Below are 10578 nucleotides of genomic sequence, written 5' to 3' on the forward strand. Positions count from 1 at the left end.
GTCCGGCTCGGGTACGTCGCGGCGGACGGTAGGCAGCACCGGCTGCCGCTGGCTGATGCCTGGGCGGTGCCGTTCGAGGCGATGGCTCCGGCCCGCCGGTACAGGGCTCGGAAAGGCCAGCGGCATCTGCCGGGTCCGCGAGGTAAATCTGACCGAACTCCAGTCGAACCGATCAGATCAAGTCTGCGAGCCGCTGGTATTCGCGGGCCGAACTCGCAACCTCTGGCGGTCGGTGGAGGGCGCGCCGTGGGTGTCGAGCATGGCCGCGGTGCGGATCGCGCCACGGCTGACGCCGTGTTCGCCAGCCAGAGCGGCGATGCTGGCACCGGCGCGGAAGGCGACGCGTGCCTGGTCAGTGGCGCCGAGTTGGGCAAGGCGAGGGCGTCGACCGGACGTGCTGCCGTTGGCCCAGGCGGCGGCGACGCCGTCGCGGGTGGGTTCGTTCCGCGGTGATGGATCGGAGCTACGGTGCAGAGGGCCGCGCGACGGTCCGTGAGCGTTGCTATGCGGAGGCTCTCAGGGGATCGAGGGCGGCCAGGATGAGGTCGAGGCCGAAGACGAACTCCTCTGCCGGGTCGTAGCCGGCGGCGACGAGTGCCGCGGCGGACTCGTTGAGGTAGGGGAACTCGTCAGGAGGAAGCTGGGGCAGGAAGACGTCCTCGGTCATGTCCGCGAGCTCATCGGCGGTGTCGAACGGCAGGCTGGCTTCCTGCAGGGCGAAACCGTAGACATAGCTGTCGAGCAACCAGTTGGCGTGCGTCGCCATCAGAACCGGGAAGCCGGCCCTCCGCAGGCAGGCGGTGACCGCTTCGCGGTGGCGGAGGTTCGCGGGCCCGGGCGATGTCCGCGACTCCATCAGGCCGATCGCCCACGGGTGACGGGCGAGAACCTGTCGGGCGGATAGCGCCCGCCGTCGCATCGCTGCCTGCCAGTCGGTCCCTTCGGGCGGGAGCTCGATCTCCTCGAACACGACGTCGATCATGGCGTCCAGCAACTCCTCCTTGTTCGCCACGTAGTGGTAGAGCGACATCGCGCCCGCGCCGAGCGCGCCAGCCAGCCGGCGCATACTCAGCCCGTCGACCCCCTCGCGGTCGGCGAGCCGGATCGCCTCGACCACCACCCGTTGCTTGCTCAGCCCTGCGTCTGACGCGCCCTGGCGTTGTTCCCTTGCAGACACGGGTCTCCTCGCTCCCTCGAACGGCTTGACAATCGTACAGCGTACGCCCATAGTACAGCGTACGACGTACAGTGTACGAAACGGCGAGAGTCGCAGCTCGGACACGAGGAGGCTCCTATGGGAACCGAACAGCGATCGAACGCCTCAGCACGCCTGGTGCCAGGGGCCAGTGCGGCCGGAACGGCGACGATGCGGGCCGCCGTCCAGCACCGCTACGGCCCGCCCTCACTGCTCAAGTCGTCCACCGTCGGGCTACCGCTGCCCGGTCGAGGCGATGTGCTCGTCCAGGTGGGCGCGGCCTCAGTACATCCCGGCGACTACTTCGTCATGACCGGTAAGCCGTACGTGCTGCGCCTGGTGTTCGGGCTCCGCCGGCCGTGCCACGGCATCCCTGGCAGGGACCTCGCCGGCGTGGTGGCAGCGGTCGGGAAGGATGTCACCGCTCTCCGCCCCGGCGACGAGGTGTTGGGCTGGAGCACCGCCGGAACGCTCGCGGAGTACGCCTGCGTCCCGGCGGACAACCTCGTGTCCGTGCCTGCCAACCTGTCGGTCGTGGACGCGGCAGCGGTCCCCACGTCGGCCATGACGGCGTTGCAGGCATTGCGCGACATCGCGAACGTTCAACCGGGCCAGACGGTGCTGGTCACGGGCGCGTCGGGCGGCGTGGGCTCCTTCGCCGTACAGATCGCCAAGGCGTTCGGTGCCGAGGTGACGGGTGTGTGCAGCACCCCCAACCTCGATTTGGTCCGGTCGCTCGGTGCCGACCACGTCGTTGACTACACGAGGACCGACTTCACCCGCACCGAGAAGCGCTACGACGTCATCCTCGACAACGTGGCAGCCCAGCCCTTGGCGGCTGTTCGCCGAGCGCTGACGCCCACCGGCACCCTCATCCCCATCAGTGGACGCGGTGGCCGCTGGCTCGGCCCCCTCGGTCGGATCGTCAAAGCGCGCGTGCTGTCCGGGTTCACCCGTCAGCGGCTGAAGCCTCTCGTGTCGGTCGAGAAGCGCCAGGACCTGCTCACCCTGGCCGACCTGCTCGCGACCGGGCAGGTCACGCCGGTCATCGACCGCACCTACCCCCTCGACGAAGCAGCCGACGCCCTCCGCTACGTCGGGGCCGGCCACACCCGAGGGAAGGTCGTCGTCACCATCTGACGACCGGACCGACGAGAACGACCCCACCCGTGCGTGTGCACGCCCAGACCTGCCGCCACTGCGGCGGACCGACCGCCCCTGTCGAAGGAAGAACCGATGCCCATCCGAGCGGACACCCCGAACCTGCTCGACAGCCCGCCATCCGGCTGAAACGAAGGGAGTAAAAGATGAGATCACCGCAGAACACCGCCACCACGCTAGCCCGCAGTTGGTTCGTTCGAGGTCGGCTCGTCGGCACCGCGGCGATCGCGTTCGCGGTGTCGGTGGCGATAGAGAACGGGGTGCTGGCGGGAACGGGCGCGCCGACCTTCGGCGCGCCGATCGAGGATGTGCTGGCCTACTACGCAGCCAACCGCGACTCGGTCGCGATCGCGTCCAGTCAGGTGGCCCTGAACCTGCCGCTGCTGCTCGTGTTCGTGACGGGCCTGCACGGCCTCGTGGAGCGGCGCGGCGAGGCGGGCGCCGACTGGTCGCGCCTCGCCGTGGCCGCTGGCGCGTCGCTGTCGGCCATCTTCGTGCTTGTCAACGTCCTGCAGATCGGGCTCGCGCTCTCCGCCGACGGGCTCGCCGAGCCGACGCCCGCGTTCGAGCTCGTCTGGCAGGTTCACGCGGCGGCGTTCGCGCTGGCGCTGCCGACGCTCGGCACCACCTTCATCGGCGCGGCCCTCGCCGCGCACGCGAGCGGGCTGACTCCGGCTTGGCAGCGCCTGCTGGGCCTGGTAGGCGGGAGCCTGCTGCTCGCCGCGGGGCTCGGCAGCCTCGCGATCGCCGACGGCTCGGAGCTGATCTTCGTTGGGCTCCCAGGGTTCGCCGCCTGGCTCGTCTGGCTGCTCGCGACCGGCGTGCGCCTCGTCCGGGCGGGACCGAGATGAGGGCGGCGCCGAGGTCGCGCACGCGGGCGAGGAGTCCGTGGAGGCCGCCTGGTCGAGTCCTGGGCTGCGTAGCGTGGTGGTGCCGTCGCTCCCGCATCATGTAGTCCCGCACCACGCCCGGCCGGCGAGTCTCCAGCTGCCCCGCCAGGTACTCCATCAGCGGCGCCGGCACGGCGAGCGGGTCGTCCAGGAACGTCCCCAAGTACCGAACCGTGGTCAACTGCAACGCGAACCCAACCGGTTCGCCGCCCTACGACGCTGACCGACCAGATTTTCGATCCACGTCGTCCAAGAGGAAGAACCGCTCCACATCCTCGACCACCGGCGTCCCTACGAAACGCCCGTACGCCTCAACCTGGCCAACGGTAAGAAATCAACTTTTGTCATCATCCTCGGACATCGATGGTCAATCTCCTGCGCACGGCAGACAGCACCTGGAGTTCGAGACACTGACCTACAACGTGGTCGGCCTCTCCCACGTGGTCCTACGCAAGCATCGGCTCGTGAACGCCGGCTGGCTCCTGACCGCCTGTTCGATCCTCGCGATGATCGCAGCCTCCCTCAGCATCTTCCTGAGGGGTTAACGCTGAGATGTGCCGTCAACGGACAAGGTCAACCGAATTCGCACGGTATACCTGACCTGATTCCCGATCCGCTGACCAGATTTACCCTGCGAGACGCAGGTCAGCCAGCCGGTCATTTGCAGCAGTGAGTTGGATCGGACAGTGGCCGATCCTCAGTGGCGGTTGAGGTGGCCGGGCCAGCGACCCCCGGGTGCAATGCCTCAGATCAGCAACAGGGTCTTCCCCACCGCAGTGCGGTTTTCGACTGCGGCGTGCGCATCAGCGGCACGCTCCAACGGAAAGGTCTGCCCGATGATCGGCCGGACGACTCCCTCAGCCGCCTGCGACATCATCCGCGCTGCCCATCGCCGCAGATGCGGTCCGAAGCCAAAGAGCTGTTCAATGCCGATCACCGTCACGCCCTTGTGGCTTGCCTTCACAGGGTCGATGACTGTGGCCTCACCACTGGCGGCGCCGTGTACCGAGAAACGGCCGCCGCGGGCCGTCACATCGAACGCGGCCCGCCCGATCTCGCCGCCGACACCGTCGAACACCACATCCGGTCCCGCGCCACCGGTCGCCTCACGCACCCGCGTGGTCCAGCCCGGTTCGGAGTAGTCGACCACCGCATCGGCACCCAGGTCCCGGACCACATCGAGCTTCCGCGATCCGCGAGCGGCTCCGACGACCTGTGCGCCTGCAGCACGGGCGAGCTGCACCAGCATGCTGCCCACCCCACCCGCCGCCGCCTCGACCAGAACCCAGTCACCGGGGCCCGGTTTGGCGTGTTCGGCCAGGCCCTGGGCCGTGCTGCCGTCGCTGTACAAGGCGGTGGCCTCCGACAGGCCCAGGCCGTCCGGCACCGGGAAAAGGTCCCCGACCATCGCCACCGCCCGCTCGGCGAAACCACCGGTTTCTCCCGTGCTGGCGACAACACGCCGCCCCAGCCAAGCCGGATCCACCTGTACCCCGACCGCACTCACCAGCCCAGCCACCAGACCGCCCGGCACATACGGCAACCGCGGCCGTTCGTGCCACCTGTCGGTGCCACGCCGAATCTGCGTCTCGACGAACGTCATGCCCGCCACCGCCACCTCGACCACCACCTGGCCCGGCCCGGCCACCGGATCCGGCCTCTCGCCCGGAACCAGGACCTCGGGACCCCCGAAACGCATCGCGTGAACCACTCGCATACCAACTGCTCCCATCGTTCGCCACAGCGGGACGCCGAAAGCATGCAACCTCAAGCTTGGTTGAGGGCAACCGAGCTGGCGGGCGGTGCGCCGCCGAAGCTGCAGGTTCGGCGACCGGGGTCCAGCTCGGGCTGCGACCACCGCATGGTCAACCCGAGGGGTAAAAGCAGATGAAGGTTGCTCCCCCTGGCCGTTCCGCCCCACGACTCCGTTGTGGTGCCGTGAAATGAACGCAGTCCGGGATAGCCTTGGCGTAATGGCTACCTATCGCAGCGCCTCAGTGCTTGTCTCCTCGGACGGCACCAGGACCCCCGGCACCGCCGCACTCTTCGCCGAACCCGCCCGCAAGGGTGGGACCCCGCCGTGGGCAGGCGACTTCCGACCCGCCAACAGCGCCGGCAACGGCCCCAAGAACGCGGTCGGGAAGACCTTTACGTTGGAGCTGCCCGACGGCAGCACCGGCAAGGTCGTGATCCAGAACCTCAAGCGCGGGAAGGGCGGCGTCGTGCTGGCGTTGATGGGCGAGGACGCGCCCCCCTTCTGATCAGAAACTGATCTACGGGGCCACCGCCCATGCCCGCCGATCACCCGTCCGGTGGTGGCGGCCGTCCTGGCCGCCACCACCGCCGCGCTCCTGCTCGATCTCCGGCACGAAGCTGAGCTGGGCGCCTGGTGGGCTTTACGGTGTCAACCGGTGACGGTGGTGCTTCTTCGTCCCGGACGACCAGGTCCAAGCCCGCATCGACGGGGCTGTGGCCGCTGGAGGACGGATCGCCACCGAGAACGCTCCTCGTCGAACCCTCATCGACCCGGAAGGCAACGAGGTGGACATCGTTACGGTCCACCTGGCGTAGCCGGGCGCTTCTGGCAGAGCGGGCGGGTTACGGGACATCGCGCACAGGTCCCTGCACTGTGGGGCCGTCGCACCTCATCCTGGTCGGGTCGTCGCCACCCTGCTGGACCTGGTCGTGGTCACGGCATCAGATGGACGCGGATCCGTCTGGCCGTAACCGCCGCATCCTGCAGGACGGCCAGACGGGGCTCGGCGGATTCGAGCAGGTGTGGATGACGCAGCAGTGCCAGTGGCGCCAGACGCCGGTCCGTCAGCACCTCGTCGATCATCAACCGGTCACCGCCACAGACCAGGGCACTGATGGCATCGTGCGGGTCGGCGATAACACCGGGCGCATGAGGCAGCATGATTCGCGCGGCGATGTCCGCAGCCCGCGAAGTGGCAGCCTGGGCCTGGTTGGCGCGGCGACGTGCGTAGCGCTGCTGCGATGATCCGCCGGCTGCGGTGCGGCCCTGCACGTAGAAGCGCTCGACCTTGGAGACGGTGATGGTCGTACCGTCCACGACACCGGCGGCAACCGCGCCCTTACGGGCCAGCAGCACGGCGATCCGGGGTGGTCGGATGATGCGGGCCAGCAGCGTGTCGACATCCTTCACGTCGGCAAGCCCCGGCGGCGGATACAGGGTGGCGGTGTCACCGTTGCTCGCGCCAGTCAGCACCAGGCCCTGCTCGGTGGCGCCGTCGTGGCGGCTGTAGAAGCCGTCGAGCCAACCACGAATGCGCTCCGGTGAGATCTCCACCCACCGCCCGCCACCCGCGGCGGGTCGCGCCTTGACCACGTGAACACCGCCTATCGGAACGGCTGGCCTGCACCCACCATGCTCACATGAGCACGACCAGGACCGTGATCTGGATGCGGGGCCTGATGACGATCGGCCTCATGGCGGAACATGCTACGGCGGACTCATCCGATCAGCGGCCGAGCACGGACCTACTGCGGCATCAAGCCGTTGCCAGCAACCGCGGTCAAGACCAGCACGCACGGGTCTGCCGCCGACCGCCCGCTACGCACTGTCACCACAACGAATCAAGTCGGCACTCGGTCGTGCCGATGGGCGGACACTGCCCTCTCTGCCTGTATCGACGGGACCGGGTGGCTAACCGAACCGGTCAGCGAGCTTCGTCAGCTTGGTGACGTACGCTGGCCAATCGTAGTCGCGGGGAACGCCAGAGTTCTCCCGCCGCAAGCCGATCGCCCTGTCGTGCTGCTCGCGCATGATGTCGGCGTGACCGGCGTGACGGGCGAGGTCGCACGTCACGTGGATGATGATCCTGTGCAGCGTCACGTCCCTCTCGCCCGGGCGCCACCACGGCACATGCCCCGGCGCGTCAAGGGGTAGCCCTTCGATCGTCTGATCCGCGAACACCCCGACACGGCGATACAGGTCGATCAGCCCATCCTTCGTCTCGCCCTCCCACGCGTACCAGTCTGCCTGCGGATCCTCCTCGAACACCTGCATCGGGACCAGTTCCTCAGACATCGGGAACTCACGCCCGAAGGCAGGCCCGAAGTAGCCGGCTTCCACATTGAGGCAGTGCTTGAGAACTCCCAGCAGGTTGTTGCCGGTCGCGGTGCGCGGCAGTCTGGCCTCGCGTTCGCTCAGCCCGTCGAGCTTCCAGATCAGGTTGTCGCGCATCGCCTGGAGGTAGTGGTGCAGCGCAGCCTTCGGGTCGCCCAGATCAGCCATACCTGCCAGTCTTCCTCATCCGCCCGAGCCATTCCTGCAAGACGTTGCCTGCAAGATCAGCACCCGGCTGGACCGGCCGGTATACGCATCCGCCGCTCCGGGACGTAGCAGACTCTCCCGGCTATGCCGATGGGCGTGCGCGTCTTCGTCGATGGCGGGGCGGCGAGCGGCAGGGCGGACCCGTTAGGCTGGCCGGCTGCCGCACGGAAGGCCGAGTGTGACAACTGACCGGGTCAAACTTCCCGAGCTCTGGCGACTCACCTGGAGAGACGTCGATCCCGCTGCGCATCCCGCATTCGATCCGGCCGGTGTCGCAGAGTTGGTGCGGGTGCTGCCGCCGGCCGCCGAGGTCCCGCCTGCCGGCGCCGACTGGCAGCTCATCGATTTCTGGTACGACCGGATGACGGAGGCGCTGGTCGAGCACCTGGGCGCCTGGGTGGTGGGCTGGTGGTACACCGTCGCGATGGAGGACTACCAGGATCGTGGGGTCATCCCAGTCTGGCGGGCGGAACGTCCTCCGGTGACGACACCGGATGAGACGCTGACCCGCCTCGCTGACGCCGTGGCGGCCTGGCATGAACTGCTGGTTGAGCTCGCCACTGATACCGACGGCCGCTTCACGGAGGCGGGCTCGGCGGCAGCGGACGGTACGGGCGAACCGCCGGCCTGGCGGGCTGTTCAGGGCAACGGCCGGATCACCATCTACACGACGCCCCAGGACCGCCGTCTGCCCCATCCGAGACAGCTGAGCTGGGCGGACACCGATTACCCGGATCGGATCTTCGATCCAGAAACAGTTCGAGCGGTGGTGAGCGAGCTGGTCGCGGCGTCCGAACTCCCGTCAGCGGAGGCCGACTGGCGTCTCATTGACCTGTGGCTGGAGAACGTGTCGGCCGGGCTCGTCGACCGGTACGGGCGGTGGGCGGTGGGTTGGCGCTGGTCAGTCGGCGAGGGCGACTTCGATGGTGGCCCGGTTGGCTCCTGGTGCTGCTTCTCACATTCGGTCACCACACCCGAAGCGACCGCGATCACGATCTCCGCGGCCCTGATGGAGTGGCGCGACTGGCTGGACGACTTGGCGGAGCGGTTCGACTGGTTCCTGCCGCTTCCCGCCGACGACCTGAACGGATGGGAGCGCGCTGTTGCTCACCTGGTGACAGCGGTCGGTGACCGCACGCAGTACGAGTCCGGCTGGTACGGCTGCTGCATGACCGTGCTCGGCTGGTTTCTCGACGCGGCCGGCATCGAGTCCACCCGCCGGGAGGAACTGCTCGAACACGCGGTCGGCGGCCGCTTCGACAGTTGGGTGGAGCCGCCGAGAGCGGTCGTGGAGTCGGTGGCCGAGGACTTGGCCCGGCGGGTGGCCGTTGACCACGCCTGATCACTTGGCAATATGGCAGCGGGTACGGGAAAGCGTTGGCTGGCGCGATGTCGTTGCGCACCCGACGACCTCGGTGTCGGCGATTCGTGACGGCTTCGTCGGTTTCGCCTGCGGATCCGCCGGGCATGGCCCGCAACGGTTGAGCCGGATGTTGACCGCGTACGACGACGTGCGGCTCGAAGCCGCCGCCGGCGCCGACCTCACCTCAGACCTACTGGCACGCTGGAACCGAATCATCCGTGGTGTCCCGGTCGCGGCGTTCCGCCGGGCACCAGCGCACGCGAAGGACGGCCGGGAACGGTACGGGCTGCACGCCGACACCGAGCACCGGTTCGCCTCATGTCTGGCAGAGACCGCCGACCGGGAAACACCGGTGACGGCCCGTGCGGCTCGGGCCTACCTCGACGTCGCCTTCTTCCACCCGTACGACGACGGCAACGCTCGTTTGGCCGGGTCGGTGCTCCAGTTCGTGCTGCTGCGCGAGTGTGTCGAACTCGACGATGTCGCGCCGATCCTCACGACGGTGCGCCGCGCCGACGACGCCGAGGGAGCAGCGGACCTAGCCCGGCTGGTCCACGGCATCGCCACGGCCACCCATCGCCGCTGGCTGCGGGCGAACGGGTAGGCGAAGATCGACGATGCCAGGCGGAATCCAGGTCAAGGTCAAGCGCGCGCTTCTGCCGCTCCCTGTGCAGCCACGTCAGCTTGCCGGGCCGTAAGACCAGTGCAGCGCGACGTCGGGCTTCATCCGTAGCCACAGAGTGAGCCTTTCATCCGGTGTAGCGGTTGGCTTCGACGTGGTGCAGGACGAAGATGGCCTGCACGATCGTGGTGGCCCGGCGCGGGCAACAACGCAGCTTGGCCAGCACTTTCCAGGTCTTGAGCGTGGCGATAGCGCGTTCGCCGCGGGCGCGGATCTTCGCGTGTGCCCGGTTGACCGCCTTCTGCCGGCGTGACAGCTTCGGGCGGAAGCGGCGCCGCTTGAACGGGGTGCGCACGCTACCGCGGGCGCCTTGATAGCCCTTGTCGGCGAACGTCATCACGTCTGCACTGCTCAGCGCATCGATGATGCCGTGGCTCCGGGCGGCGCTCAGGTCGTGGGCCGAGCCGGGCAGCGCCGGCGAGGCCCACACGAGACGCCCGGCCGCGTCGGCGATGACCTGCACGTTCACGCCATGACGCTTGTGCTTGCCGGAATAGTACGGCCGCTGGTCGGCGACCCGGTCGATCGGAATCAGCGTGCCGTCCAGGATCGCGTACGCCAGCCGGCGGATCCGGTCCATGGCGGTGGCCAGGTCATCGGCGGTCGACGCGAAAAGGGCTACAGCTTCCTGCACGTACCGCCATGCGGTACTCACGCCGACGGCGAACCCGGCAGCCAGCCGAGTGTAGGTATCACCGTTACGCAGGTGAGCCAGAGCGAGCAGTGCTTGCCGTCCCGCGTCGAGGCGCCGCCACCTGGATCGACGCTGGTTGCGGTGGCTGCGGATACGGTCAGCGAGGTGGTTCAGGGTCCGGCTGGACAACGAGATCGTGGACGGGTAAGACAGCACAGGCGAGGCTCCCGTGTTGGGGCATCGGGTTTTGGTCGATTTGCTGTGAGCGTTTTTCATCCTGGGTAGGTCGGGTTCTCGACGTGGTGCAGGACGAGGATGGCTTGCACGATCGCGGTTGTGCGGGATGGGCTGCAGCG

10 protein-coding genes and 1 pseudogene are annotated in these 10578 nt (G+C 68.3%); 5 read left to right on the plus strand and 6 right to left on the minus strand.

Annotated features, from left to right (window positions below):
- Window positions 1–502 precede the first annotated feature (502 nt).
- The gene (locus tag AB0M35_RS26250; RefSeq protein WP_363748619.1) at window positions 503–1117 is read right to left on the minus strand and encodes a TetR/AcrR family transcriptional regulator; all 615 of its coding nucleotides are present in this window, start codon (window positions 1115–1117) and stop codon (window positions 503–505) included.
- 249 nt (window positions 1118–1366) lie between these two features.
- On the opposite strand from AB0M35_RS26250, the gene AB0M35_RS26255 reads away from it, so the two are divergent.
- Together AB0M35_RS26255 and AB0M35_RS26260 are read left to right on the plus strand one after the other, a co-directional pair.
- On the plus strand, window positions 1367–2335 hold the full coding sequence (locus tag AB0M35_RS26255) for an NAD(P)-dependent alcohol dehydrogenase (RefSeq protein ID WP_363748633.1): 969 nt from the start codon (window positions 1367–1369) through the stop codon (window positions 2333–2335).
- A gap of 167 nt (window positions 2336–2502) precedes the next feature.
- Complete coding sequence (locus tag AB0M35_RS26260) at window positions 2503–3207, plus strand: hypothetical protein (RefSeq protein WP_363748620.1); 705 nt, start codon at window positions 2503–2505, stop codon at window positions 3205–3207.
- Between the two features lie 82 nt (window positions 3208–3289).
- On the opposite strand, the pseudogene AB0M35_RS26265 reads toward AB0M35_RS26260, so the two are convergent.
- Window positions 3290–3433 (minus strand): annotated as a pseudogene (locus AB0M35_RS26265) (DUF4158 domain-containing protein); the annotation flags it as partial.
- Window positions 3434–3991: 558 nt separating this feature from the next.
- The gene (locus tag AB0M35_RS26270) at window positions 3992–4963 is read right to left on the minus strand and encodes a zinc-binding dehydrogenase (protein WP_363748622.1); all 972 of its coding nucleotides are present in this window, start codon (window positions 4961–4963) and stop codon (window positions 3992–3994) included.
- A gap of 256 nt (window positions 4964–5219) precedes the next feature.
- Between AB0M35_RS26270 and AB0M35_RS26275 the strand changes: the two genes are divergently transcribed.
- Window positions 5220–5507: a hypothetical protein gene (locus AB0M35_RS26275; RefSeq protein WP_232510787.1), complete on the plus strand. Its 288-nt coding sequence runs from the start codon at window positions 5220–5222 to the stop codon at window positions 5505–5507.
- 428 nt (window positions 5508–5935) lie between these two features.
- Here the strand turns inward: AB0M35_RS26275 and AB0M35_RS26280 are convergent, their stop codons facing one another.
- Window positions 5936–6595, minus strand: a complete 660-nt coding sequence (locus AB0M35_RS26280) for an acVLRF1 family peptidyl-tRNA hydrolase (protein WP_363748623.1) — start codon at window positions 6593–6595, stop codon at window positions 5936–5938.
- Window positions 6596–6913: 318 nt separating this feature from the next.
- Window positions 6914–7504 (minus strand): DinB family protein, encoded by a 591-nt coding sequence (locus AB0M35_RS26285; protein WP_363748625.1) that lies wholly within the window; start codon window positions 7502–7504, stop codon window positions 6914–6916.
- A gap of 217 nt (window positions 7505–7721) precedes the next feature.
- Between AB0M35_RS26285 and AB0M35_RS26290 the strand changes: the two genes are divergently transcribed.
- Both AB0M35_RS26290 and AB0M35_RS26295 read left to right on the plus strand, forming a co-directional pair.
- Window positions 7722–8885: a hypothetical protein gene (locus tag AB0M35_RS26290; RefSeq protein WP_363748627.1), complete on the plus strand. Its 1164-nt coding sequence runs from the start codon at window positions 7722–7724 to the stop codon at window positions 8883–8885.
- 73 nt (window positions 8886–8958) lie between these two features.
- On the plus strand, window positions 8959–9510 hold the full coding sequence (locus tag AB0M35_RS26295) for a hypothetical protein (protein WP_363748629.1): 552 nt from the start codon (window positions 8959–8961) through the stop codon (window positions 9508–9510).
- A gap of 145 nt (window positions 9511–9655) precedes the next feature.
- Here AB0M35_RS26295 and AB0M35_RS26300 read toward each other — a convergent pair whose 3' ends face one another.
- Entirely contained in the window at window positions 9656–10438 is a 783-nt protein-coding gene (locus AB0M35_RS26300; protein WP_363748635.1) for a transposase family protein, read from the minus strand.
- Between the last annotated feature and the right edge of the window lie 140 nt (window positions 10439–10578).

Origin of the sequence: Micromonospora sp. NPDC051196 (assembly GCF_040682415.1) — a bacterium.
Classification (GTDB): domain Bacteria; phylum Actinomycetota; class Actinomycetes; order Mycobacteriales; family Micromonosporaceae; genus Micromonospora.

Bases quoted from the DNA above. Each gene is read 5' to 3' on its own strand.
- AB0M35_RS26270 (WP_363748622.1), bottom strand. From the start codon at position 4,963: ATGCGAGTGGTTCACGCGATGCGTTTCGGGGGTCCCGAGGTCCTGGTT.
- AB0M35_RS26255 (WP_363748633.1), top strand. From the start codon at position 1,367: ATGCGGGCCGCCGTCCAGCACCGCTACGGCCCGCCCTCACTGCTCAAG.
- AB0M35_RS26285 (WP_363748625.1), bottom strand. From the start codon at position 7,504: ATGGCTGATCTGGGCGACCCGAAGGCTGCGCTGCACCACTACCTCCAG.
- AB0M35_RS26260 (WP_363748620.1), top strand. From the start codon at position 2,503: ATGAGATCACCGCAGAACACCGCCACCACGCTAGCCCGCAGTTGGTTC.
- AB0M35_RS26275 (WP_232510787.1), top strand. From the start codon at position 5,220: ATGGCTACCTATCGCAGCGCCTCAGTGCTTGTCTCCTCGGACGGCACC.